Source organism: Novosphingobium sp. 18050 (assembly GCF_902706195.1).
GTDB lineage: Bacteria > Pseudomonadota > Alphaproteobacteria > Sphingomonadales > Sphingomonadaceae > Novosphingobium.
In genome coordinates, this window is the sequence record NZ_CACSJO010000010.1 from 128,352 (window position 1) to 153,065 (window position 24,714).

A 24,714-nucleotide genomic window follows, 5' to 3' on the forward strand; every position below is an offset into this window, starting at 1 on the left:
CTGTTACTCTCCGCCGCAATTTCATTGCGAGGGTTCGAATGGGCAAGCGCCTGACGCTTTATATCATTATCGGCATGGTGCTCGGCCTCATCGTGGGCTGGGCGCTCCATGCGGGCCTGCCGGCGGGGGATCCGCGGCTGGCGCAGTGGACCGAATATCTCAAGCTTCTGCCCGATGTCTTCCTCAAGCTGATCAAGATGATCATCGCCCCGCTGGTCTTCGCCACCATCGTTACCGGCATCGCCGGCATGGGCGACAGTGCGGCATTGGGCCGGATCGGCGGAAAGGCGCTGGCCTGGTTCATCTCGGCCAGCCTGATCTCGCTGGCGCTGGGCCTCGTACTGGTCAACCTGTTCAAGCCGGGCGTCGGCGCGGGACTTGAGACAAGTGACGATATCGGCACGCTGGAAATGGGCGAGCTGACGCTTCACCATTTCATCCTCGAGATTTTCCCGAGCAGCGCCATCGATGCCATGGCGAACAACAACATCCTCCAGATCCTCGTCTTTTCGGTCTTCACCGGGGTCGGTCTCACCGCCATCGGTGAAAAGGGCGCGATCATCGTCACCGTCACCGAGGCTCTTGCCGAGCTGATGCTGCAGATCACCGGCTACGTGATGCGTTTTGCGCCCTTCGCGGTGTTTGGCGCGCTGGCCAGCGTGATCGCAGCGAGGGGCCTGGGGATCATCGTCACCTACGGCGTGCTGGTCACCGAGTTCTATTTCGCGATGCTGCTGCTTTGGGTGCTGCTGTTCCTGGTGGGGGCGATCTTCCTGCGCGGACGCGTCATCACCCTGTTCCGCTATATCCGCGAGCCGCTGCTCCTCAGCTTCTCGACCGCCTCTTCCGAAGCGAGCCTTCCCAAGCTGTTCGAGCAGCTCGACCGCTTCGGCGTACCGCGCCGGATTTCGGGCTTCATCCTGCCGCTGGGCTACAGCTTCAACCTCGACGGTTCGATGATCTACATGACCTTCGCGTCGATGTTCATCGCCCAGGCTTACGGCATCCATGTGCCGATCGGCTCGCAGATCCTGATGCTGCTGACACTGATGGTCAGTTCCAAGGGCATCGCGGGAGTGCCGCGCGCCAGCCTAGTGGTGATCGCGGCCACGCTCACGCAGTTCGGCCTGCCCGTAGAAGGCATTGCCCTGCTGCTGGGCGTCGACACATTCCTCGACATGGGCCGCTCGGCGACCAACGTGGTCGGCAACGCCGTCGCAACCGCCGTCATCACCCGCAGCGAGGGGATGCTGCAGCCGCTCGTCGACCCCGACGAGGAAATGCCCCATTCGCCCTCCAATACGTCGTCGGAGGGGCGCAGAGGCCTGAACATCGACCCGGTACAATACGAAAGCTGACCGTATCTGGTCACGCCCGCATACAGGGCCATGAAATGCAGGCGTCATCCCGGCGGTAGGCTGGGATGACGCCCCCTACCTGGCCAGCTTCACAGGCACGAACGGCGCCAGACCGCAACCGGGACCGCGCTGCCAGCTGCTACCCAGTTGCTGTAACGGATAGATAATGTCCTGCCGGCACAGCTGCGAGAGCGATGTCTCGTACGTGAACGTACCGGCCGACCTCAGGCCGCTGCACCGGTTCGGCAGCGTTACCCGCCACACCTTGTTTCCGGCGCCGCCGATGAAGTCGATCGTATGATCGTCGCGGATGCGCGTATTGGAAAACTGGGTCAGCGGCAGGCAGTCGCGCGGCTCGCCGATCGCCTCGGCAGCGGGCGACGGAGCGGGCGTCTCGCGCGTCTCGCCCTGGGTGCAGGCGGCCAGCGCCAGAAGCAGAAGAACTGCGGGGGCCTTGTTCATGGCATTATCCTCTCGTTGCAGGCGGCGGGGCGAAGTGTCTGCCCTTCCGCCCTCACCTGCAAGACGGAGCCGTCACGAAGCTGCCTTTTTCCCGCTCCGCTCCGGCGTCTTGTCCTTGAAGGCGCAGAGATCCACTTCGGGGCAGCGCCAGCACTCGGGCGTACGCGCCTTGCAGATGTAGCGGCCGTGCAGGATCAGCCAGTGATGCGCCCCCACTCGAAAGGGCTGCGGCACCTTTTTCTCAAGCTGCTTCTCCACCGCCAGCGGCGTCTTGCCCTTGGCGAGCCCGGTGCGATTGCCGACGCGAAAGATATGGGTGTCGACCGCGAAAGTCTCCGCCCCGAAGGCACAGTTCATCACCACGTTGGCGGTCTTGCGCCCCACGCCCGGCAGTTCGACCATGGCGTCCCGGTCCGCCGGAACCTCGCCGCCGTGCCGGTCGACGAGAATCTGCGACAGGGCGATGACGTTCTTTGCCTTGGTGTTGAACAGGCCGATGGTCTTGATGTGCTGCCTGAGGCCTTCTTCGCCCAGTTCGACCATCTGCGCAGGCGTCTTCACTTCGCTAAACAGCGCGCGCGTCGCCTTGTTAACGCCCACGTCCGTGGACTGCGCGGACAGCGTCACCGCGACCAGCAACTGGTAGGTATTGCCATATTCCAGCTCCGTCTCTGGCGAGGGATTGGCCTCGGCGAGACGGTGGAAGAATTCGAAGACGTCAGCCTTCTTCAAAGGCCCAGAACCTCCGGCATCGTATAGCGGCCCGCCGGCTTGCCGATCAGCCACTGCGCGGCGCGCACTGCGCCCTTCGCAAAGATGCCCCGGTTCTCGGCAAGGTGAGAGAACGAGAGCCGCTCGTTGTCGGCGAGGAAGTGGACTGTGTGATCGCCCGCCACGGTGCCGCCGCGCAGCGCTGCAAAGCCGATGGTGCCCGGCTCGCGCTTGCCGGTGATACCGTCACGCCCGCGCACCGCCGTATCGGCCAGCGTGACGGCGCGCCCCTGCGCGGCGGCTTCGCCCAGCAGGATCGCGGTGCCAGAGGGCGCGTCCACCTTCATGCGGTGATGCGTCTCGACGATCTCGATGTCCCAATCCTCGCCGAGGCGCGAGGCGGCCTCGCGCACGAGGTGAGCGAGCAGGGTGACGCCGAGCGAAGTATTGCCGGTCTGCAGGACAGGAATGCTCTGGGCGGCGGCGTCGATCAGCCAGTGGTGGCGTTCCTCGAGGCCGGTGGTGCCGATGACTATGGGCAGCCCGGCCGCAATCGCAGCGTCAAGGTTGCCTTCCAGCGCGCCGGGGCTGGAGAAGTCGATCAGGATATCGGCCGCGCCGGTGATGGCGGAAACATCGCCGCCCTTGTCGACGCCCCCCGCCAGATCTTCGCCCGCATCGGCGATAGCTGCCGCGATCGCCTGACCCATGCGCCCGTGGCTGCCGATGATTCCGATTCGTGTCACGCAACTGTCTCCAGGCGGGCGTCATGCTGAACCCCTCGTCCCCGCTCGGGACAAAGCTTGTTTCAGCATCCATCGTGCCCCAAACTCTGCGCAGCGAATGGCGCACAATGGGCCCTGAAACAAGTTCAGGGTGACGAACAAGGAATCCGATGCCCGATATCCGCAAGATAGTCATCCTCACCGGCGCGGGCGTTTCTGCCGAGAGCGGCATCGACACTTTCCGCTCGGAAGGCGGGCTATGGGAGCAGCACCGGGTCGAGGACGTCGCCACGCCCGAAGCATTCGAGCGCGATCCCGAACTGGTACTGCGCTTCTACGACATGCGGCGCGAGGCGATCCAGACCAAGCAGCCCAACGCCGCCCACCTCGCTCTGGCGAAGCTGGACGCGGAATGGGCGGGGCAGGATGGCCGCGACCTTCTGATCGTCACCCAGAACGTCGACGACCTGCACGAGCGCGCCGGGGCTAGCCGCGTCCTGCACATGCACGGCGAACACCTGAGCGTCTGGTGCACCGCATGCGATGCGCGCTCGCGCTGGACAGGCTCGCTGATCGAACGCCCGCCCTGCCCTTCATGCGGCGAGGCGGCGCTGCGCCCTGACATCGTCTGGTTCGGCGAACTGCCCTACCGGATGGACGAGATTTTCGAAGCGCTGGAGGACGCGGACCTGTTCGTCTCGATCGGCACCTCGGGCGCGGTCTACCCCGCCGCCGGCTTCGTTCGCAACGCCCGCGAACTGGGCGCTGCGACGCTGGAACTCAACCTGGAACCGAGCCAGGGCACGGGATGGTTCGACGAAGCGCGCCATGGCCCGGCGACGCAGGTGGTTTCGGACTGGGTGGAAGAGATGCTCAATCTTCCCCGCTAAAGGAGAGGGATCAGCTGCAAGCCGTGCAGGCCGGGTCCTTGGCGATCTTCAGCGGCCTCATCGAAGGCGCCATTCCGTCGATGAGATGAAGCGTTCCGAACTGCGGTTCGCCGAAAGCCGCGTGGCCCGCCAGCAGAATCCGCATCGCCTGCATCGCGGCGAATGTGCCGACCATGCCGACCATCGCGCCCAGTACTCCGTCGGCAGCGCAGGTATCGCAGTCCACCGCGTCGAAGGCATCGCCCACGAAGCAGCGGTAGCAGGCATGATCCGGCAAGTGCCCGGCGAAATTCGCGACCTGCCCCTGAAACCGGCCGATCGCCGCGCTGGTCAGCGGGATGCCCAGTTCCACACAGGTATCTGACACCAGCAGCCGAGTCGCGAAGTTGTCACAGCCATCCAGTACGAGATCGGCGCCGGAAAGCACTTCGTGCGCGTTGCCAGTCGCCATCCGCGCGACCACGGGTTCGACCTTCAGGCCAAGATCAAAACGCCGCACCCATTCGGCTGCCGTTTCCGCCTTGGGCCTGCCGACATCCGATGGCGTATAAATCGTCTGGCGCTGAAGGTTGCTGATGTCGATGACGTCATCGTCCACCAGCGTCAGTCGGCCTATGCCGGCTGCAGCGAGGTATTGCAGGGAAGGACTGCCTATCCCGCCGCAGCCGACAAGCACCACATGCGCGTCCGACAAAGCGACCTGACCGACGCCGCCCACTTCGGGCAACACGATATGACGGGCGAATCGCGCGAGACGGTCCGGAGTAAGGCTCATGATTCGGGGGTGTCCTCGGGCAGGCGCTCCTTGACGAAACCATGCATGCCGAACCACCACTGCAGGGCGATGACGCCCCCCTTGGCTGGTTGCAGCATACCCAGCATCATCACCAGCGCCAGCGGCACCAGGATCGCCATCATCGCCACTGGCCCCAGCTCGAAATCGAGAGAAAGCATGATGATCAGCGGCGCCATCAGGTGGCCGGTGACGATCATGGCGATATAGGCGGGAAAGTCGTCGGCGCGCTGCGGTGTCAGATCCATCGTGCAGACGGGGCAGCGCTCACGCGGTTTGAGCCACTTGCGAAACAGCCCCCCCTGCTCGCAGCGCGGGCAGCGGCCGCGAATGCCGCGCAATAGGGCTTGTCCGAAAGTGGCTGGAATCATCGAGCCAGCGCCTACAGCATGTGCGCCAAGGGGTGAAGCGGCAAAGGGAGGGAGCAGGCCCCCGCCCCATGCCAGGCGCATCACGATCCGGTGACGTGAACCTGATTGCGACCGGCGTTCTTGGCTGCATAAAGCGCTGCATCGGCCTGCTTGGTCGCATCGCCCAGCTGCGCAAAAGTACGTACCGGCGCAAGACCACAAGAGAAGGTCACCGCCCGGTTCTCGACGCCCAGTCCGGTGTCGAGCGCTACCGTGGCGCGCAAACGTTCCATGACCAATCGCGCCTCGTCGAGCGTGGTGTCAGGCAGCAGAACCGCAAATTCCTCGCCGCCCCAGCGCGCGCAGATATCGCTGCGACGCAGGTAGTCCTCGATCCTGCGGGCGAGCGACTTGAGCAGTTGGTCGCCGGTGTCATGGCCGAACTCGTCGTTGATCGACTTGAAGTGATCGATGTCGATGATCGCCAGCACCGCATTGCTCCGACCGCGCAGGATCTGCTCCGCCGAATCGAGGAACCCGCGGCGATTGCGAATGCCGGTCAGCGGATCGCTTTCGGCGGCATCCACCAATTGCTCGATACGCGCGGCAGTCTCATTAGCGGCGCTTGTCACACCAGTGAGCAGCCGGCCGACGAGATCTTCTCCGCCCGTCGGGACAACAACGATACGCTCGCCGTTCTGGATTGCCGCGAGCATGGCCGTCGCCTCGCCGATAGGTGCCAGGAGCGCATTGATCGCAGCCAGGCCAAGGCCGGTGCCGACCAGCGTGGCGACCAGCAGTGTCAGCAGCGTGGTGAGCTGCCAGTGCCCGGTCACCGCCTGGAGGACGATACAGGCGAGCAGCGGAAAATGGACTGCGCCGAAGCAGAAGAACAGGACCCGCCGCTCATAACTGCGAGGGAAGAGAAATGCCGTGGCCTTGTAGAAGCGCATGGGGGAAATGCCTTCTTTCCGTAAATTGAGAATGAAATGTCGAAACTTACATTTCACGCTAGGGAAAGGGGCTTATCGAAGTGTTAACTTATGCGCCGGGGCGCCCGATTGCCGCCATGAGCGGCGAGATCGGCCATCATAACCCGCCCTGACCCGGCCGTGAGAGGTTTGACCATTTCTGCGTCCTCCGGGTCATGCCGAAGCGCAGCCCCGCGGCGATCCGGCAACAAACAGGGGCCGAAGGCGCTATGCCTCCGGCCCCTGTGGGTAACTCTGTGAATGAACCCGGCACAAGTCCGGGAAAACTCAGCTTTCCAGCTGGCGTAGCAGAGAGCGCACGTCGCCGTCCATGTCGGCATCTCGGGTGCGCAGTTCCTCGATGAGGCGAACCGCATGGATCACCGTCGAGTGGTCACGCCCGCCGAACTTGCGGCCGATCTCAGGGTACGAACGCGGGGTAAGCACTTTCGCGAGGTACATTGCCACCTGGCGCGGCCGCACAACCGCGCGGGCGCGGCGCTTCGAGCTCATTTCGGTGCGGTCGATGCGGTAGAACTGGCAAACCGTGCGCTGGATCTCGTCGATCGTGATGCGGCGGCGGTTGGCCGAGAGGATGTCGGTGAGCTGTTCCTCGGCGAGCTGGAGCGACACGGCCTGGCCGGTCAGCTGGGCATAGGCGATCAGCTTGTTGAGGCCGCCGACCAGTTCACGCACGTTGCGGTTGATGGTCCGAGCAAGGAACTCGATGACATCGGCAGGCACTTCGACCGAGGCGAAGCGCGTAAGACGGCTTTCCAGGATCGAGCGGCGCAGTTCGATGTCGGCGGGAAGGATGTCGGCGACGAGGCCCATCGACAGGCGCGAGAGCAGGCGCGGCTCAACACCGTCGAGCGCCTGGGGCGCGCGGTCAGCGGCAAAGACAAGACGCTTGCCTTCCTGAAGCAGCGCATCGATCGTGTAGAGCAGTTCTTCCTGCGCCGAAGCCTTGCCGATGATGAACTGGATGTCGTCGACCAGCAGCAGATCGAAGCCGCGCAGGCGCGACTTGAACTCGATCATCTGGTTCTGACGCAGCGCCTGCACGAACTCGACCATGAAGCGCTCGGCCGAGCAGTAGAAGATGCGGGCATGCGGGTGGCTGGCAAGATAGGCGTGGCCGATCGCGTGCAGCAGGTGCGTCTTGCCCTGCCCGGTCGCGGCCTTGAGGTAGAGCGGCGAGAACTGCGGCGTTTCCGTCGCAGACATGCGCTGCGCAGCGTTGCAGGCCAGCACGTTGGACGTGCCGGTCACGAAGCTGGTGAAGGTCTGCGAGGCGTCGATGCCGGCAGGACCCTGGCCCAGTGAGGCGAAGGCTTCGCCAGCCAGAGCGGCGGCGAGCGGGTCCGAGGAACCGACAGCCGAATCGTTGGCCGGCGCGCTCGACGGGCGTCCGCCGTTGCCCAGACGCAGTTCGGGGAGCTGGCGGCGGCCCGGGTGGACCAAAATGCGCACGTGGCGCACGTCGGGTCGGGCGATCTTCCATGCCAGCGAGAGCCGGTCGGCGAATCGGTCCGTTACCCAGTTGGCCGAGAATTCGGTCGGCAGGTACAGATCGAGCGTACCCGTTTCCCCGCAGTAGCTGCCCGGCTGGATCGGCTTGATCCACTGGCTGTGCGCCTGATGGCCCAGGTCCTTACGCAGGCCCTGGCTGATGTCAGCCCAGTCTGCCGCCAGATTAACGGCCTCCTGATCTTCTTCGACCGCCACTCGCACCACCTTGGACTTCCTGTTCACACTGTTCACACCTTGATCGCCCCCGCTACTCACCGCGGGTCGGTTCACATGGGAAGCGTCCACCGAAGGCTGACCTGTTGACGTATTTGACACCGGTCGAACCCCCTTAGCCCGCTTTAACACCCACGCGATTGCGGCAGCAAGGGAGCCCCCAACGACGACGCCATGCAACGGAGGAAGGGTAAACCTTCCCCCAACCGTGAACGCATGTTCACGGCTGTCGCTCCAGACGCTATCGCTGATTCCCCGGCCAGTTCCGCAACTGCCGAGCGCCCTTTTAGGAAGGCCTTTGCCTCGCAGGCAAGACGGCGCTCCCCAAATAAATAAAATTATGGCTGTTGACTCAGCAGGACCCCGCCGAAATCCGTCGCTGAACTGTAATGTGCTTAAATTTCAAAATGTTCCGCGCCGCAGCGTGCCGAATCGCAGCATTTCCGCGAGTTTATGCCAGGCCGTGCTGCGGTGCAGCAAAAACGAAAACGGAGCCGGGATCAATGATCCCAACTCCGTTCCTGTTTCGTACTCAGGCCCACCGACCAGCGGCTTCCCCGATACTGCGAATCACCTCCTGCGAAAGCAGGAGCGCCGACTCAGAGCGCTGCGACGCGCTTGGTCAGGCGCGACAGCTTGCGCGACGCGGTGTTCTTGTGCAGCACGCCGCGAGCAACGCCGCGTGCCAGCTCAGGCTGTGCAGCCTTGAGTGCGTCGGCCGCTGCGGTCTTGTCGCCACCCTCGAGAGCTGCTTCGACCTTCTTCACGAAGGAACGGATGCGGCTGACGCGGTTGGTATTGATCTCGGCGCGGCGATCGTTGCGACGGATGCGCTTGCGGGCTTGCGGCGTATTGGCCATCGAATTTCCTCTGTCTGGCCGCCCAACTGGTGGGAACGCGGCCCTATGCCTAACGAATCTACTCTTGGCGAGCGGACTCGCCGGAAAGCGCGGCCCTTACCGATGAAGGGGGTTCCCGTCAACCCGGACGAGCCAGCGCAAACCCCCTATTTCTGGCATTTGCGACACCAGAAGGTACTTCGCCCCCCCTGTACGAAGCGCAGAATTGGCGCTCCGCATGAGCAGGGATCGCCTTCGCGGCCATAGACCTGCCAAGCGGCAGCGAAGTAGCCCAACTCGCCATTGGGCTGCGCATAGTCGCGGATGGTGGAGCCGCCGGCCGCGATCGATTCGCTTAATACGTCCTTGATGACCGGAACCAGCCGGGCGAGCGAGGGCAGCGTGACGCGCCCTGCCGCCTTGTCGGGACGGATGCCGGCGCGGAACAGCGCCTCGCACACGTAGATGTTGCCCAGCCCGGCAACGATCGTCTGGTCGAGCAGCATCTGCTTGATCGGGGCGATTCGCCCCGCGAGGGCGCTGCGAAGGTGCCCGGCTGTCAGCCCATCGCCCAAAGGCTCCGGGCCGAGCGTAGCGAAGGGGCCCCATGTTTCGAGGCCCGCCGTAGGCGCGAGATCGACCGAGCCGAACCGCCGGGCATCGTTGAGCGCGAGGACATGGCCACTGCCGGTCTCCAGCACGAGATGGTCATGCCTGTCAGGCGTCTCGGGCTCGATTCGCCAGCGGCCGGACATGCCGAGGTGAAAGACCATGGTCTGGTCGCGGTCGGTATGGATAAGGCCATATTTCGCGCGCCGCCCCATGCCCGTCACTCTGGCGCCGGTGAGTACCTGGACGAGATCCGGCGGAAACGGGCGACGCAGGTCTGCGCGGTTCAGCGAGATACGGGCGATCCGCTCGCCCTCAAGAAAACGCGCAAGGCCGCGTACGGTGGTTTCTACTTCTGGAAGCTCTGGCATCGTCCACGGGAGATAGGACCAGTTCGTCTCCGCGCCAATGGTTAGAGTAGATGTCCCGTCCGGTCGCGCTTGGTGTCGAGGTAGCGGGCGTTGTGCGGGTTGGCCGGCAACTGGTGCGGCACGCGCTCGATCACGTCCACGCCAACCCCCTGAAGCGCATCGACCTTGGCCGGGTTGTTAGTCATGAGGCGAATCGCGCGCACGCCCAGGAGGTCCAGCATGCGTGCCGCCACCGGGAAGTCGCGCGCCTCGGTGGGCAGGCCGAGGCGATTGTTCGCATCAACCGTGTCGTAGCCCATGTCCTGCAGTCGGTAGGCCCTCAGCTTGTTGACGAGGCCAATGCCCCTTCCCTCCTGCCGCAAGTAGAGGAGCACACCCCAGCCGCCCTCTCCAGCCTCGTCCGCCATCGCCCGCAATGCAGCGTCGAGCTGCGGACCGCAGTCGCACTTGAGGCTGCCGAGAATGTCACCCGTGAGGCATTCGGAATGGAGGCGCACCAATGGCGGGCGCCCGCCATCCTGCGTGCCGATGACCAGCGCGACATGTTCACGCAGGTCATCAAGTGCACGGAAGGCGACAATCTCCGCCGCCTCACAGGCCGCGACAGGCAAGTGTGCCCGGCTGGCGATCTGGATGCGGGCCGTGTCCTTCCACTCGGTCAGGTCGGCCGAGGACACTGCCTGCACTTCGCCGTCCAGCGACGGGGCGACGAGGTAGGCAGGCAAGATGCCCGCGAGCCGCGCCAGTTCCATTGCCATGCGCGCTGCGTCGCGGTCGCCAATCTGTTGGGCCGCGAACGGCCCTTTCATGGGGTTCGCGAGGTCGAGCGCCGGGTCGGCGACGGCCCGCGCGGTTTCGAGGTCGAACGGCTCGGCGGCGCGAATCAGCACGGGAGCCTCCGGCACGGCAGCCTCGCGCTGGTTGGCCAGCTTGAGCGTCACCGCCCGCGCAGCCGAAATCAACATGCGCGGGGCCGTTACACCCTCGGCGAACCCGGTCTCGGCGGGGAGCAATACATCCCCGCCGTCAACGCGAATCGGCCAGCCGTGGCGCAGCGCATCGAGCGCCAGCGCGACGCGGCGGGCGCCGCCTGAGGGCAGGCTACCGCTCAGAGTTCGAACTCCGTGATGAGCGGGATGTGATCGCTGGGCTGCTCCCAGCGGCGCGTTTCTTCGACGAAGTGATGACCGCGCGCCTGCGCGGCCAGATCGGGCGAAGCCCACATATGGTCGAGACGGCGCCCCTGGTCCTTCTCCCGCCAATAGCTGCGGTAGGACCACCAGGAATAGTTCCGCTCGGGCGCGGGGATGAAGTGGCGGCCCATGTCGACCCAGCCGTGGGCGTCCTGGAAACGCTTCAGCGTCTCAACCTCGAGAGGTGTATGGCTGACGACCTTGAGCAGCGCCTTGTGGTTGTAGACGTCCGATTCGAGCGGGGCGATGTTGAAATCACCCACGATCAGGGTCGGGCGGTCGACCTTTTCGGCCCAGCGGGTCATGCGTTCGAGGAAATCCAGCTTCTGGCCGAACTTGGGATTCACCTCGCGGTCTGCAACATCTCCGCCGGCGGGAATGTAGACGTTTTCCAGGATCATTCCCTGACCGGGACCGAGCAGTTCAACGCCGATGTGACGCGCCTCGCCATTGTCCTGCCAGTCGTACTTCGAAAAGTCGCGGAAGGGCACTTTCGAGACGGTGGCGACGCCGTGATAGCCCTTCTGGCCGTGGATCGCGCGGTGCGTATAGCCGAGCCGCTCGAACATCTCATGCGGGAACAGGGGTTCCGCAACCTTGATCTCCTGCAGGCACAGCACGTCGGGCGCCTGCTCGGTGAGAAGACGCTCGACCTGATCGATACGCAGGCGGACGGAATTGATGTTCCAGGTGGCGATTTTCATGGGGCTGGCTTTAAGCACGCGATGCGCGAATTGCCAGAGGCCCTTAGCCGGCATCAGGGTACGCGCGGCGCCTCGGATGGTCGGATTTTGTTTCAGGCGGGAAGGCCGGGATGGGGCAAAAGCCGGCCATCCAAACAGAAAACCCTCGAGCCGGGGGCAGAGGCTCGAGGGTTCCTGTAAGCGTTCGTCACGCTAGCATCAGAGCGGCCACTCAGGAGGCGCGGGCAACAGGGGGGAAACCCGCCTCAAAACCGCTCTGACAACTCCTATGTAGGATGGATTGCCTTGCTGCCAAGTGAACGAAAGTCAGAAAACTGTCGCTGTTTGTCGCTAAGTGCGCACAATCTGCGCCAACCCGTTCCGGGACGGCGACGAGCCCGTTAACGGCGATTCCGGGGACGCGGGTCGTTCCATCGGAAATCATTGTCGGTGACGGGCACGTCGTAGCGCTGATTCGACAGGGAGATCGTGGTGCGCTTGTTCTGCGAATCGAGCGCGATCCAGTAAGTCAGTTCCAGCCCACCGGGAGCCGAGGCCTTGCGCGTAAAGATCAGCGTGATGACCCCGTATTCGGGATGGGTGCGATCACGCACCTCGATGCTGACCACATTCGGGTTGCCGGTAGGCAGCACCTTGCCGAATCGCGCGACATCGCGCTTGGGGTCGAGCAACGCGCCGAGCGGGCTGTTGCTGATCGGCCAGCGCTGCACCTGACGTACATCGTAGTCGATGAGGGTCAGCGCCTTGCCGTCCCCGACGATGAGCATGTTGGCGCTCTTCTCGTACTGGAAACGAATCTTGCCGGGGCGCTTGAGCGTCAGCACGCCGTTCACGGACTGGCCGGAGCGGTCGGTCTGGACGAAGTCCGCCTTCATGCTGTCGACCCCGCGCAGCGCCTCGACCGCCTGGTCGAGTTGCTTTGCATCGGCAGTGGCGGGCGGCGCCGCGATTGCCGGGATCGAAACCGTGAGGGCTGGAATGGAAAGCGCGGCCAAAGCGGCCGCGCCAACGCAGGATCGAAAAGTTCTGTTGGTACGGTTCATGGCTTCCCCAATGGGTTCACAGCCTTGAACCGACCGTGAACCTTACTTGATCTTGGCTTCCTTGAACTCGACATGCTTGCGCACGACGGGATCATACTTGCTGAAGCTCATCTTCTCGGTGGTGTTCCGGGGATTCTTCTTCGTGACGTAGAAAAATCCGGTGTCGGCAGTCGAGACCAGACGGATCTTGACGGTTGCGGGCTTCGCCATGGCGGTTCCTGTACTCTCTAAGTTTCAGCCGCCCTGGCAGGCCGGCGTTTAAACAATACCACGAGGGCCGCATCTGCATGCTGCCCTGCAAGGCTGCGGCCCATGCAGAATCGGGCCCGCAAAGTCAAGCACCGGACGCCAATTCAGGACAATGGAAACGACTTGATCGGCTCAAGAACGCCGAATTTCTCGCGCCGGGGCTTTCCATCGAGCGCTGGCAGGTGAAGTTCCGGGGCTTCGATGCCAGTATCGGGCAGGCGATCGAGGAAGTCGCGAATCAGGGTCAGACGGCCCTGCTTCTGGTCGTTGAAGTCCACCAGCGTCCATGGCGCATGCGCCGTGTGGGTAGCCTCCAGCATCGCTTCGCGGGCCAGAGTGTACTCGTCATACTTCTCCCGCGCAGCGATATCGACGGGCGAGAGCTTCCAGCGCTTTAGGGGGTCTGCGGCGCGTTCGGCAAGGCGTTCCTCCTGCTTCTCCTGGTCGCAGGCGAGCCAGTACTTGAACAGGAGAATGCCGTCGTCGACGAGCGCCTTCTCGAACAGCGGAGCGTGATGCAGGAAGGCCTCCACCTGGCCGTGGTCGGCATACCCCATCACCCGCTCGACCCCGGCCCGGTTGTACCATGAGCGGTCGAACAGAACGATCTCTCCACGCGCAGGCAGGTGCGGGACATAACGCTGGAAGTACCACTCCCCCTGTTCGCGCTCGCTCGGCGCGGCGAGCGCCACCGTGCGGCACTGCCGGGGGTTGAGCTGGCCGGACAGCGCCTTGATCGCGCCGCCCTTGCCGGCAGTGTCGCGCCCTTCGAAAAGGACGAGAATGCGAGCGGAGGTCTTCTGCGCCCAGCGCGCCATGGCGACCAGCTCCTCCTCCATCGGTTCGAGGAGCCTGTCGTAATCCTTGCGCCCCAGCTTGCCCTCACCCATGCCTGCTTACACTCTCGATAGAAGGAACAGCGCCAGCGCTCCTGCAACGATGCGATACCACGCGAAAGGCGCGAAACCGGACTTGCTGACGAAGGCCATGAACGCCTTGATGACAACGAGCGCCACCACGAAGGAAACGAAGAAGCCGATTGCGATCTCGTTCCAGCCCACAACGCCAGTGCCTGCCATCAGTTCCTCGCGCGCGCCCAGCAGTTCCAGCGTGGTCGCGCCGACCATCGTGGGAACGGCGAGGAAAAAGCTGAATTCGGCGGCGGTGCGGCGTTCCACGCCCATCGCCAGCGCGCCCATGATCGTCGCGCCCGAACGGCTGACGCCCGGCACCATCGCGAGGCACTGCGCAAGGCCGACGCCGATGCACTGCTTGGCGGGCAGTTCGGCCACGCCTGTCAGCGGGCCCGGTTTGGCGATCTTCTCGACACCGAGAATTGCGAAGCCGCCGATGATCAGCGCCCAGGCAACCACGGCCGGCTCACCCAGCAGCGCGTCGATGTAGTTCTTGAGGAGGAGGCCGAGAATGGCCGAGGGGATGAATGCCAGCAGCACGTTGCGCACGAAGCGGATCGAGGTGGGATTGAGCTTGAGAAGGCCCGTGCCGACGGCCCAGAAAGTGCGCCAGAACTGCACGATCACAGCCAGGATCGCGCCCAGCTGTATGACGATGTTGAATGTCGCCCACTGGCTCGAATCGTAGCCGAAGAGGCGGGTGGCAAGGATGAGATGGCCGGTCGAAGAGACGGGCAGGAACTCGGTGAGGCCCTCGACAATGCCGAGGAGGATCGCGGTGAAGGTAAGGTCCATGAGCACGAGGTCATGCCGTACGGCGGTGCCAAGTCAACCGGTGACGTGCTGCGATGCGGAAATTTTGCCGGGCATTGAAAATGCCGGCGCTCCGATGGCCCACCCGGCCGCGACTGCCCTCGCCTGACGGCTCGGCAATCCCGCTCCCCTCCCGCAAGCGGGAGGGGCCGGGGGTGAGCCTGCGCAGGGGCTTACCAGATACGGACGCGGTCCTTAGGCGCAAGGTACAGCGTCTGACCCGGCTTCACGCCGAACGCCTTGTACCATTCGTCGAAGTTGCGAACGATCCCGTTGATGCGGTACTGCGGCGGCGAGTGGGGATCGGTGATCAGGAACTGGCGTGCCTGTGCCTCGCGCACCTTCGAGCGCCAGACCTGCGCCCAGCCCATGAAGAAGCGCTGGTCACCGGTGAACCCGTCGATCACCGGCGCCGGCTTGCCGTTCAGCGAGAGCTTGTAGGCGCGGTAGGCAAGGCTGAGCCCACCGAGGTCGCCGATGTTCTCGCCCATCGTGAGGTGACCGTTGACGCAGGTCTTGCCGTCATCGAACGGGCAGAGCGCATCATACTGCGCCGCCAGCTTGTCCTGCAGCTTCTCGAACGCGGCCTTGTCGGCCGGGGTCCACCAGTCCCGAAGGTTGCCGGTGCCGTCGGACTTAGCGCCCTGGTCGTCGAAGCCATGGCCCATTTCGTGGCCGATCACTGCGCCGATACCGCCATAGTTGACCGCCGGGTCCGCCGTAAGATTGAAGAACGGCGGCTGCAGGATCGCGGCGGGGAAGACGATCTCGTTGAAGGTCGAATTGTAGTAGGCGTTGACCGTCTCGGGCAGCATCCCCCACTCGGCGCGGTCGACGTTCTGGCCGATGCGGTTCATGTCGAAGGCGCTCTGCCAGGCACCGGCAGCAACCACGTTGCCCAGCGGATCGGTGGGCGAGAAGGCAAGCCCGTCATAGGTCTTGAACGTGGCCGGCGCGCCGATCTTGGGCGTGAAGGCGTCCAGCTTGGCTTTCGCCTCGACGCGGGTGGCGGGGCTCATCCACGCCAGGTCCTTGAGATTGACGCCCATCGCCTTGCGCAGGTTGGCGACAAGGTCGGTCATCGCCGCCTTCTGCTCGGCCGGGAAATACTTCGCGGCGTAGATCTTGCCGACCAGTTCACCGGCCATGCCTTCGACCGCCGCGATGCCGCGCTTCCAGCGGGCGCGCTGCTCGGGCTGCCCGGAGAGCGTCTTGCCGTAGAACGCGAAGCGCGCGTCGTCGATATCGGACGGCAGGACCGTGGCGTTGTCGCTGAGGAAGTGCGCCGCCATGTAGGCTTGCCAGGTCGCGACCGGCACGGTGTCGACCAGCTTGATGACCGCCGGCACACCGCCGCCGAACAGCGTCTGCGCCTTTGCCGCATCGATGCGGGCAGTCTTCAGTTCCTCGGCCGTGGGCGGGATTTCGGCGGCCAGCACATAAGTCGCCTTCTGCGCGCCGAGGCTGGTGAGGAAGCCCTTCACCACGCCGGGCGAACCCATCGCCTCGAATTCGGCCACGGGCAGCTTGTTGTAGGTGAGGTCTGGGTTACGGGCAGCGGCACGGTCCCAGTCGGCCTGGGCGATGCTGGTCTCCAGCGCGAGCACGGCCTTGGCCGCGCCTTGCGCGTCTGCATAGCCGGCCTTGCCGAGCAGGAACGCGAGGTAAGTCTGGTACTGGGCGCGCAAGGCGACCGAACGCTCGTCGTTCTTGAGGTAATAGTCGCGGTCGGGCAGGCCAAGGCCGGAGACGCCGATGTTGAGCGCGTAGATGTCGCTCTGCTTGTCGTCGGCCCCCACATAGGCGCCGAGCGGCGAGGCGTAGCCGGGCTGACCGAACAGATGGGCGAGATCGGCGGGGGTCTTCGCCGCCTTGATCCGGTCGAGGTAGGGCTTGGCCGGAGCGAGGCCTGCCGCATTGATCGCAGCGGTATCCATGAACGCCTTGTAGGCGGCCGCGATGCGCGCAGCGTCGGAACCCGGTGCGGGGTTGGAGGCGACCAGCTCGTCGAGAATCGCGTGGACGCGCTGTTCGGACAGGTCGTTCAGTTCGAGGAACGAGCCCCAACGCGTGCGGTCGGCGGGCAGCTCAACCGTCTTGTTCCAGGTGCCATTGACGTAGGCATCGAAATCGTCACCCGGTTTGACCGACTTGTCGATCCACTGGGTCTGGACGCCGAACTTGCCCCAGTCGGCCGAAGGCGCGAGCGACGGCTTTGCGGAAGGTGCAGCCTCCTGCGCGGTGGCAATGCCGGAAAGGCCAAAGCCAAGAGCGAAAACGGAAACAGCGGCGCTCGAAGCGAGCACCTTGCTGGAGAAGCGGGGCATGTCCTGACCTTTTCGTGAAATTGGGGGTTACGACAGGATATTACGGCAGGGCCACGAAGGCCCTCGATGGCGCGCAACATAATTGTCATGTCGCGCAATGCCAGTCGAAAATGGCGTCAGATCGGCTCTGCCTTGCGGTGAGCGCCCAAATCACGCTCGAACGCGGCAGACGTGTGTCCGCGAGGAGACGCCCACACAGGCTGCGCCCACCATTGATCGCACTCGTGGATGTGTTGTTCGGGCAGGCTTCAGCCCAGCGGAACGATCGGCGGGCTGTCGAACTGCAGTGAGGCAAGGCGCGCGTAGAGGCCGCCGGCCCGCGTCAGACTTTCGTGCGTGCCCTGTTCGACGATGCGGCCGTCATCCATGACGATGATGCGGTCGGCCTGGCGCACAGTGGCGAGACGGTGGGCGATGACCAGAGTGGTGCGGTGGGCCATCAACTTTTCGAGGGCGTCCTGCACCAGTCGCTCGCTCTCGGCATCGAGCGCGCTGGTCGCCTCGTCGAGGAGCAGGATCGGCACGTCACGCAGCAGCGCGCGGGCAATCGCAATGCGCTGGCGCTGGCCGCCCGAAAGCCGTGCGCCGTCTTCGCCCAGGAACGTATCCAGGCCTTGCGGCAGCGCACGCAGGAAGCCTTCCGCGTTGGCCGCTTTGGCCGCTTCCCAGATCGCGGCGTCGTCCGCCTGCCAGTTGCCATAGCGCAGGTTGTCGCGGGCGCTGGCAGCGAACAGCACTCCGTCCTGAGGGACAAGCGCGATCCGCGCGCGAATCTGCCCCGGATCGGCAGAGGCGAGCGGCACTCCATCAATCTTGATGGCGCCGCTCTGCGGATCGTAGAAACGCTCGGCCAGCTGGAACAGTGTCGACTTGCCGGCACCCGAGGGGCCGACGATCGCTACCGTCTCGCCCGGCTCTATGGTCAGGCTGAAATCGTGCAGTGCCGGCAGTTCGGGACGCGAGGGATAACGGAACGTCACCCGCTCGAACGCGAGCTTGCCGCGCGGCGGCTCGGGCAGCAGCAGGGGGCGGGCAGGCGCGGCAATGGCAGGGCGCTCGCCCAGCAGTTCGGCAAGGCGGCTGGCCGCGCCTGCACCGCGCACAAGGTCGCCATAGACCTCGGTCAGCGAGCCGAAAGCACCCGCGACGATGCCCGCCGTGACCACGAAGGCGGCAATCGTGCCGCCCGTGATCGAGCCGGCGGCGACTCCGACGGCTCCGCACCACATGATGACGGTGATCGAACCGAAGATAAGGAACATGATCACAGCGGTCATGACCGAGCGGATAAAAATGCGCTTCTTGCCGGTATCGAACGTGCGCTCGACAGCAGCCGTGAAACGCTCATGCTCCCGGCCTTCCTGATTGAACGCCTGCACTATCTTTATCGCGCCAAGCACTTCGCCGGTCAGCGCACCGATGTCAGCAACGCGGTCCTGGCTCGATCGCGAGACGGCCCGCAGCCGCCGTCCGAAAATGGCGATAGGCACGATCACAACGGGAATGGCGATGATCAGACCCGCGGTCAGCCGTGGCTCCAGCGCAAAGAGGTAGAATACCCCGCCGATCGCCATGATGGCATTGCGCAGCGCGACCGATACCGTTGTGCCCACGATCTGTTCGATGATCGCCGTGTCGGCGGTCAGGCGCGAGGAGATTTCCTTGGGACTGTTTTCCTCGAAAAAACCGGGGGCCAGCGTAAGCATGTGCCGCTGCACCCTGAGGCGGATGTCGGCGATGACCCGCTCCCCCAGCCACGAGACCGAATAGAACCGGATCGCGGTCGCGACGGCGAGCACAACCACCACGCAGAGCAGAGCCGCGAACCACCAGCGGATCGCATGAGGATCGGCCCCCTTCGCGAACCCCTGGTCGATGATCTGCCGGAAGCCGAAGGGGATCGCCAGCGTCGAGGTCGCCGTGGTGATCAGCGCCAGGCCTGCCGTGGCCATCCAGCCGGGATACTTGAGCATCTCTCGCCAGACCATGCGCAAGGGGCCAAGGCTCCTGCTGCGCTGTGCCGGTGCGGCTGTGTCTTCAGATGAAGCGGAAATGCCCTGCGTCGCGTCCATTGCGCGCCCTTACAGCCTAGCGCCGCCAAGGAAAAGGCCCCCTTCGTACAAGGGCTGCCGGCAAGCCAGAGCGTCAGAACATGGCAGCTTCGCGACGAAGCGATGGTGTTGCGCGAAATAAGACTGACTGATTTCGTAATTGCCGCATTGCACCATCAAGCCCTAGTGCCCAGATCGTGGATTAATTGCCCGATTGACGGCCGAATTTCGGCCAGGAGAATCACTTTGCTTTACAACGCCTATGAATTGCAGCGCACGATGCTGAGCGGCGCCGCCGCCTGGGCTTCGGTCGGCGCGGAAATGCTTAGCAATCCCAAGCTTCCAATGGGTTACTTCGGCTTCGGCCCCGTCATGGCCTCGGCACTGGACGTATTCGCACACGCCGCTGCGCCGCGCGGCAAGCCCGCTTTCGACATCGAGACGGTGACCGTGGGCGGAAAGATTTATCCCGTGACCGAATCGATCGTGGTCCACCGTCCCTTCGGCAACCTGCTGCGATTCGAGCATCCGGGCCTGCCCGCAAATGTCCCCAAGCTGCTGATTGTCGCACCGATGAGTGGCCATTACGCCACGCTGCTGCGCGGCACCGTGGCACGCATGGCGGAAAGCTGCGAGGTCTACATCACCGACTGGGCCGACGCCAAGCTGGTTCCCGCCAGCGCCGGCAGGTTCGACCTCGACGACTATATCGACTATGTGATCGGCTTCCTCGAACACATCGGGCCCGGTGCGCATGTGCTGGCGGTGTGCCAGCCTTCAGTCCCCGCCTACGCGGCCACCGCGATCATGGGCGCGAAGGAACACCCCTGCCGCCCCGCCACGCTGACCATGATGGGCGGCCCGATCGACACCCGCGAAGCACCCACCAGCGTCAACGACGTGGCAATGCAGCAGCCGCTGTCATGGTTCGAAAACAACGTCGTCGCCACCGTGCCGCAGATGTATCCGGGTGCGGGCCGCCAGGTCTATCCGGGCTTCCTGCAGTTGGCCGGCTTCATGGCGATGAACCTGGGCAGCCACATGATGAGCCATTATGGCATGTTCAAGCACATGGTTGCCGGCGACGGCGACAGCGCCGATTCCACCAAGGCGTTCTACGATGAATACCGCGCGGTTTGCGACATGACCGCCGACTTCTATCTTCAGACTGTCGAACACGTGTTCCAGAAGCACTCGCTGCCCAAGGGCGAATTCGTCCACCGCGGCGAGGTCATCGATCTGTCGGGTATCCGCGACACGGCACTCCTGGCGGTCGAGGGTGAGCGTGACGATATCTCCGGCATTGGCCAGACCCGCGCCGCTCTGCACCTGGCGAGCCACCTGCCCGAGAAGCGCAAGAAGTACTACCTCGCCGAGGAAGTGGGTCATTACGGCATCTTCAACGGTAGCAAGTGGCGCAATCGAATCGCCCCGGTGGTGGAAGACTGGATCGCCCAGCACAGCCGCAAGTCTTTGAAAGTTGTGGCCTGACGCAGAACCCGCGTGGTCCCGGACACGGACCGGGACCACGCATTCCTATGGATTGCCGCCGCCCCGCGCAGTTGCGCCAGAGCGCTCCGCCGGTGCGCCGACCGCTCGACGAGACGGTAGATCGCTGCGACCTGTTGTGTTATTAGTGCAACTATGGATCGCACCCATTCCCGGCGGAAAGTACTTCAGGGCAGTCTGGTCGCAGGCCTCGGCCTCGCCCTGCCATCCCGCGCCTTCGCGGCGGAAGAACTCAATTCCGGCGTGGCAGCACCCGGCGAAGGCGCTCCCGCCACTCTGGCAAGCACCTTCCCGACCGGCCTTTCCTCCGCTCCGGCGCTGGCCAGCGGACTGACCTCATATCAGAACCGCGTCCTTCAGGTCGCCTCGCTTCAGGCGCAGCGCGTGCGCGGGCACCTGTGGCGCGCGGACATCGTCGGCATCGTCGATTTCGCGCAGCCCTCGTGGAAACCGCGCCTGCACTTCGCCAATCTGGAGAACGGGACCGTTCGCTCGTTCCTGGTCGCCCACGGACGCGGCTCCGACCCGGCGCACAGTGGCTGGCTGCAAAGCTTTTCCAACACCCCCGGCTCCGAGGCCACCTCGCGCGGGGCCTACCTCACCGCAGAGTGGTACAAGGGCAAATACGGCACCTCAATCCGCCTCGTCGGGCTGGACAATGACAACTCAATGGCGCTGCCACGCGCGATCGTCATGCACCCGGCCTGGTACGTGGACCCCACCATGATCGAAAAGTGGGGCAAGCTCGGTCGCAGCGAAGGCTGCTTCGCTATGAGCAATACCGACTTCAACGAAGCGCTCTGGCACATCTCGGGTGGACGCCTGCTGTTCGCGGACCGCATCGGCGAAGGCTGATCCTCCGCCCACGCAACAGACAAACGTCAAGGCCGGTTAGACACGGGACCCTCCCAATGATACGGGGTGGATCATGGAAACCAGCCTCAATGGCCTCAAACGCAGTGCCCCCACCGATGCCCGGCAGGTACGTTCGCGCAATGCGCTAAACGCCGCCCTGCTTGCGCTGCTCGAGGAAAAATCCTTCGACCAGCTCACCATCCGCGAGATCACTGCGCGCGCGGGCACCGGCTATGCCACCTTCTTCCGCCACTATCCCACCAAGGAAGCGCTGCTAGCCGATGTCGCCTCGGCCGAAATCGCCGATTTGCTCGAACGGACGATCCCGATCCTCTACGAAGCTAACAGCTATCAATCGACGATGGCCCTGTGCCGCCATGTCGCCGATCATGCGCTGCTGTGGTCGGCGCTATTGACGGGCGGCGCGGCGGGACTGGTGCGTGAGGAATTCATCCGGCAGGCGCGCGGCCTCGTCGACGATACTACCCCGACCAAGGACTGGCTGCCCCAGGACCTGGGCGTAGTCCATGGCACAAGTTCGACCTTCGACATCCTGGCATGGTGGCTGGCACAGGCCGACTCCAGCGCAAGCCCCTCGCCCTCACCGCAGGAGGTCGCAAACATCCTGCACCGCCTTGTGATCGCTCCCCTGGTCGGCGACACGCTTGAGCGCGGCGCCGGGGAGCGCGAGCCCGCGGGGGCCTGATGGCAATCCTCGTCGACCAGCCCCTCACCGGCGAGATCGAAAGCGCCGACTGGCCCGAGTTCGGCTGGGTCGACGATATCCGTCCCGCGCTTGCCGGGCACGTTGCGGCCGGCCGGCCGGCTGCACTGGCGACGCTATATCAGGTCGCCGGCAGCGCTCCGCGAGGGCCGGGCGCGCAGATGCTGTTTGCGGCCGGGGTCGATGGCGGCGTCTCCGCAAGCGGCTACTTCTCGGGCGACTGCATCGAAGGCGATGTCGCCAGCCATGCCGCCGGAGTTCTCGCCGATGGCAAGCCCCGGAGGCTGCACTACGGCATGGGCAGTCCATGGATAGACTTGCGACTGCGCTGCGGCGGCGCCCTCCACGTCCTTCTCGAACGCGTCACGAGCGATTCGCCCGCCTTGCGCAGCCTGCTGCGGCACGCAGCTGAGCGCCGCTCCTGCACTTGGGTCAGCGACGGCGAGACGCAGTCCGTCACCGAGGATGCCGGCCCGCTGCTGTCCTTCACGAACGAACCGTTCCGCATCGCCCGCCGCTATGACCCGCCGCGCCGGCTGATCGTGTCGGGCGGCGATCCCGGCGCGCTTGCGGCTGCCCGGTTGGGAGCGATGGCGCAATTCGAGACGATCGTACTGCGCCCCGGCGGCCCCCACGCGCCGCCCCCCTTCCCGGTAGCGCAGTATTTGCGCGAGGAACCCTCCGAAGCGCTCACCCGGCTCAAGGTCGATCGCTGGACGGCCTATCTTGGCGCCACGCACGAGGATCACCACGATCTGGCCGGCTGCCTTGCCGCGCTACGGGGGCACGCCGGATATGTCGGCATGATCGGCGCAAAGTCGCGCGCGGGCGAACGCCTTGCCGCGCTGGAAGCGGCAGGCGCCAGCGCCGAGGAACTGGCCCGGCTGCACCTCTCACCGGGCGTTCCAGGCCTGGGCAAATCGCCATGGGAAGTGGCTACGGGCATCATTGCCGAAATCATGCAGGCTCTCAATCCGGCGCGTGAGCGCGCATGAGCGCCGATCATCGCCCGCCCGCCATCCCGCCTGACACCTCTTTCGTGGCGGTGGTCCTTGCCGCCGGCCACGCCGCCCGTTTCGGCAGCGACAAGCTCTCTGCTCTGCTGGACGGCGTCCCCCTGCTGACCCACGCGATCCGCGCCGCCCGCGCCGCGCCCGTCGCAAAAGTCGTGGTCGTCGCGCGGCCCGGCCTCCCCCTCGACCTGTGGCCCGACGAGCCCGAGGTGGAGGTCGTGCGTCTTGCCAGCGCGGCACTTTCCGACACACTCAAGGCCGGCATCGCCTCGGCCGACGGTGCCCAAGGCGCCTTTGTGTTCCTTGGTGACATGCCGCGAATCCCGCACGGGCTGGCCGCGCGCCTCGCCGCAGCGATCGGCCCGGCCTATGCGGCCATGCCGCGCCAGGGCGGCCGCCCCGGCCATCCGGTTCTGCTGTCCTCACGCGCTTTTGCCGACATCTGTGTCCTCACCGGGGACGAAGGCGCCGGACGCCTGCTGCGCCGCCGGGACGATGTGATATTCGTCGATTGCGCCGACGCCGCAATCCATTTCGACGTGGACCGCCCGGAAGATCTGGCGCGGGCCTAGAGTCCAGCCGACCGTTCAGGCGCACGAATTCGATCCCGCCTGTTCGGTCCCGCCTTACCGCCGAAAATCAGTCGCGCAACAGTCGTCCCGCCTGCTCAACCCGCTGCCGCGCCAGGGTCAGGCCATCTTCCGCCTCGCGCAGCAAACGCACCAGTTCGTCGCCCTCCCCCGGTACGGGCAGCAGACTGCCGCGCTCAAGCACTCCGTGCAGGAACAGCCGCACCGAATAGCGAGTATGCCGCCCGATCGCGGAAGTATCCATGCGCATGCCCCATGCCGCATTGCTCGCCGGCCCCCCGACCACGATGCTGAGAAACGCCTGTGCGGCATCGTCCGCTTCGGCAAAGTCGCCCTCGGGGCCGCCGAGATGCCGGCGGAAAAGATCGGCCAGATAGTGCAGGGTCGGGTCGGTGCCGAGGCGCACGTTCTCCATCGCGATCTCGGGCATCGTCACGCTTTCCGCATTGGTGAGCCGCAAGAGCCGCAGCCCCGCCGCACCCAGCACGTTCTCGACCAGAATAGCGCCGATCCGCATCAAGCTGGCCTCGAAGTCCTCGCTTTCCTGCGCACGCAAGTGGTCGATCGGGACCAGCCAGTCCTCGATGGCACGGCTGAGCGCGGCTTTGAACAGGGTCTCCTTGTCGCCGTAGCGGGCATAGACAGTGCGTTTTGCCATACCGGCAGCGGCGCAGATGGCGTCGATACTGGTGCCCGCGAACCCTTTTTCGAGGAACAGGTCGAGCGCCTTGTCGAGCAGTTCCTCGTTGCTGAGCGAAGGACGCCCCGGCCGGCGTCGGGCCTGCCCTTCCGTTAAATCGCTGTCAGGCACCAAACACCCTTTCCGCCCCAAATCCCAGCCACGGTAGCGCCGCCGACAAAGACCCGCAACGCCCATTTGAAACGATGGCAGAGCCTTATTATG

General features: G+C 64.7%; 25 protein-coding genes. 7 read left to right on the forward strand and 18 right to left on the reverse strand.

Going from position 1 to position 24,714, the window contains the following annotated elements; all coding sequences use genetic code 11:
* Nucleotides 1-38 precede the first annotated feature (38 nt).
* Nucleotides 39-1,358, forward strand: a complete 1,320-nt coding sequence (locus tag GVL61_RS12130) for a dicarboxylate/amino acid:cation symporter (protein ID WP_159980339.1) — start codon at nucleotides 39-41, stop codon at nucleotides 1,356-1,358.
* A 75-nt stretch (nucleotides 1,359-1,433) separates the two neighbouring features.
* On the opposite strand, the gene GVL61_RS12135 is transcribed toward GVL61_RS12130, so the two are convergent.
* From GVL61_RS12135 to dapB, 3 genes are all read right to left on the reverse strand, one after another.
* Nucleotides 1,434-1,820, reverse strand: a complete 387-nt coding sequence (locus tag GVL61_RS12135) for a hypothetical protein (RefSeq protein WP_159980341.1) — start codon at nucleotides 1,818-1,820, stop codon at nucleotides 1,434-1,436.
* A gap of 72 nt (nucleotides 1,821-1,892) precedes the next feature.
* On the reverse strand, nucleotides 1,893-2,552 hold the full coding sequence (gene nth / locus GVL61_RS12140) for an endonuclease III (protein ID WP_159980343.1): 660 nt from the start codon (nucleotides 2,550-2,552) through the stop codon (nucleotides 1,893-1,895).
* Entirely contained in the window at nucleotides 2,549-3,277 is a 729-nt protein-coding gene (dapB, locus tag GVL61_RS12145) for a 4-hydroxy-tetrahydrodipicolinate reductase (RefSeq protein WP_159980345.1), read from the reverse strand. The genes nth and dapB overlap by 4 nt, the downstream gene beginning before the upstream one ends.
* 149 nt (nucleotides 3,278-3,426) lie before the next feature.
* Between dapB and GVL61_RS12150 the strand changes: the two genes are divergently transcribed.
* Complete coding sequence (locus GVL61_RS12150) at nucleotides 3,427-4,146, forward strand: NAD-dependent deacylase (protein WP_159980347.1); 720 nt, start codon at nucleotides 3,427-3,429, stop codon at nucleotides 4,144-4,146.
* 10 nt (nucleotides 4,147-4,156) lie between these two features.
* Here GVL61_RS12150 and GVL61_RS12155 read toward each other — a convergent pair whose 3' ends face one another.
* The 14 genes from GVL61_RS12155 to GVL61_RS12220 form a co-directional block, all read right to left on the reverse strand.
* Nucleotides 4,157-4,921 carry a HesA/MoeB/ThiF family protein gene (locus GVL61_RS12155; protein WP_159980349.1) on the reverse strand — a complete coding sequence of 255 codons (765 nt, stop codon included), beginning with the start codon at nucleotides 4,919-4,921 and terminating at the stop codon, nucleotides 4,157-4,159.
* Nucleotides 4,918-5,310 carry a DUF983 domain-containing protein gene (locus GVL61_RS12160; RefSeq protein WP_159980351.1) on the reverse strand — a complete coding sequence of 131 codons (393 nt, stop codon included), beginning with the start codon at nucleotides 5,308-5,310 and terminating at the stop codon, nucleotides 4,918-4,920. The genes GVL61_RS12155 and GVL61_RS12160 overlap by 4 nt, the downstream gene beginning before the upstream one ends.
* A gap of 80 nt (nucleotides 5,311-5,390) precedes the next feature.
* A complete protein-coding gene (locus tag GVL61_RS12165; RefSeq protein WP_159980363.1) occupies nucleotides 5,391-6,242 on the reverse strand; it encodes a GGDEF domain-containing protein in 852 nt (283 codons plus the stop codon).
* A 306-nt stretch (nucleotides 6,243-6,548) separates the two neighbouring features.
* A complete protein-coding gene (gene dnaA / locus GVL61_RS12170) occupies nucleotides 6,549-8,015 on the reverse strand; it encodes a chromosomal replication initiator protein DnaA (RefSeq protein ID WP_159980365.1) in 1,467 nt (488 codons plus the stop codon).
* A gap of 590 nt (nucleotides 8,016-8,605) precedes the next feature.
* A complete protein-coding gene (gene rpsT, locus GVL61_RS12175) occupies nucleotides 8,606-8,866 on the reverse strand; it encodes a 30S ribosomal protein S20 (protein WP_043972368.1) in 261 nt (86 codons plus the stop codon).
* Nucleotides 8,867-9,012: 146 nt separating this feature from the next.
* Nucleotides 9,013-9,825 carry a bifunctional DNA-formamidopyrimidine glycosylase/DNA-(apurinic or apyrimidinic site) lyase gene (gene mutM, locus GVL61_RS12180; protein WP_159980367.1) on the reverse strand — a complete coding sequence of 271 codons (813 nt, stop codon included), beginning with the start codon at nucleotides 9,823-9,825 and terminating at the stop codon, nucleotides 9,013-9,015.
* A gap of 41 nt (nucleotides 9,826-9,866) precedes the next feature.
* The gene (ribA, locus tag GVL61_RS12185) at nucleotides 9,867-10,985 is read right to left on the reverse strand and encodes a GTP cyclohydrolase II (RefSeq protein WP_159980439.1); all 1,119 of its coding nucleotides are present in this window, start codon (nucleotides 10,983-10,985) and stop codon (nucleotides 9,867-9,869) included.
* The gene (xth, locus tag GVL61_RS12190) at nucleotides 10,934-11,722 is read right to left on the reverse strand and encodes an exodeoxyribonuclease III (protein WP_159980369.1); all 789 of its coding nucleotides are present in this window, start codon (nucleotides 11,720-11,722) and stop codon (nucleotides 10,934-10,936) included. The genes ribA and xth overlap by 52 nt, the downstream gene beginning before the upstream one ends.
* Before the next feature lie 380 nt (nucleotides 11,723-12,102).
* Entirely contained in the window at nucleotides 12,103-12,765 is a 663-nt protein-coding gene (locus GVL61_RS12195; protein ID WP_159980371.1) for an outer membrane lipoprotein carrier protein LolA, read from the reverse strand.
* 42 nt (nucleotides 12,766-12,807) lie between these two features.
* Complete coding sequence (rpmG, locus tag GVL61_RS12200) at nucleotides 12,808-12,975, reverse strand: 50S ribosomal protein L33 (RefSeq protein WP_007688317.1); 168 nt, start codon at nucleotides 12,973-12,975, stop codon at nucleotides 12,808-12,810.
* 143 nt (nucleotides 12,976-13,118) lie between these two features.
* Nucleotides 13,119-13,904, reverse strand: a complete 786-nt coding sequence (ppk2, locus tag GVL61_RS12205) for a polyphosphate kinase 2 (protein ID WP_159980373.1) — start codon at nucleotides 13,902-13,904, stop codon at nucleotides 13,119-13,121.
* Between the two features lie 6 nt (nucleotides 13,905-13,910).
* On the reverse strand, nucleotides 13,911-14,723 hold the full coding sequence (locus GVL61_RS12210) for an undecaprenyl-diphosphate phosphatase (RefSeq protein WP_159980375.1): 813 nt from the start codon (nucleotides 14,721-14,723) through the stop codon (nucleotides 13,911-13,913).
* A 191-nt stretch (nucleotides 14,724-14,914) separates the two neighbouring features.
* Complete coding sequence (locus tag GVL61_RS12215) at nucleotides 14,915-17,068, reverse strand: M13 family metallopeptidase (RefSeq protein WP_159980377.1); 2,154 nt, start codon at nucleotides 17,066-17,068, stop codon at nucleotides 14,915-14,917.
* Between the two features lie 248 nt (nucleotides 17,069-17,316).
* On the reverse strand, nucleotides 17,317-19,140 hold the full coding sequence (locus GVL61_RS12220; protein WP_159980379.1) for an ABC transporter transmembrane domain-containing protein: 1,824 nt from the start codon (nucleotides 19,138-19,140) through the stop codon (nucleotides 17,317-17,319).
* A 225-nt stretch (nucleotides 19,141-19,365) separates the two neighbouring features.
* Here GVL61_RS12220 and GVL61_RS12225 point away from each other — a divergent pair, with 225 nt between their 5' ends.
* The 5 genes from GVL61_RS12225 (at nucleotide 19,366) to GVL61_RS12245 (ending at nucleotide 23,792) form a co-directional block, all read left to right on the forward strand.
* Nucleotides 19,366-20,610, forward strand: a complete 1,245-nt coding sequence (locus tag GVL61_RS12225) for a polyhydroxyalkanoate depolymerase (protein ID WP_200844805.1) — start codon at nucleotides 19,366-19,368, stop codon at nucleotides 20,608-20,610.
* Between the two features lie 153 nt (nucleotides 20,611-20,763).
* Nucleotides 20,764-21,483: a murein L,D-transpeptidase catalytic domain family protein gene (locus tag GVL61_RS12230; protein ID WP_235037657.1), complete on the forward strand. Its 720-nt coding sequence runs from the start codon at nucleotides 20,764-20,766 to the stop codon at nucleotides 21,481-21,483.
* Between the two features lie 73 nt (nucleotides 21,484-21,556).
* The gene (locus tag GVL61_RS12235) at nucleotides 21,557-22,189 is read left to right on the forward strand and encodes a TetR/AcrR family transcriptional regulator (protein WP_159980381.1); all 633 of its coding nucleotides are present in this window, start codon (nucleotides 21,557-21,559) and stop codon (nucleotides 22,187-22,189) included.
* Nucleotides 22,189-23,202 carry an XdhC family protein gene (locus GVL61_RS12240; RefSeq protein ID WP_159980383.1) on the forward strand — a complete coding sequence of 338 codons (1,014 nt, stop codon included), beginning with the start codon at nucleotides 22,189-22,191 and terminating at the stop codon, nucleotides 23,200-23,202. The genes GVL61_RS12235 and GVL61_RS12240 overlap by 1 nt, the downstream gene beginning before the upstream one ends.
* Entirely contained in the window at nucleotides 23,199-23,792 is a 594-nt protein-coding gene (locus GVL61_RS12245; RefSeq protein ID WP_159980385.1) for an NTP transferase domain-containing protein, read from the forward strand. Before GVL61_RS12240 ends, GVL61_RS12245 begins: the two co-directional genes overlap by 4 nt.
* 67 nt (nucleotides 23,793-23,859) lie before the next feature.
* On the opposite strand, the gene GVL61_RS12250 is transcribed toward GVL61_RS12245, so the two are convergent.
* Nucleotides 23,860-24,621: a TetR/AcrR family transcriptional regulator gene (locus GVL61_RS12250; RefSeq protein ID WP_159980387.1), complete on the reverse strand. Its 762-nt coding sequence runs from the start codon at nucleotides 24,619-24,621 to the stop codon at nucleotides 23,860-23,862.
* Nucleotides 24,622-24,714: the final 93 nt, after the last annotated feature.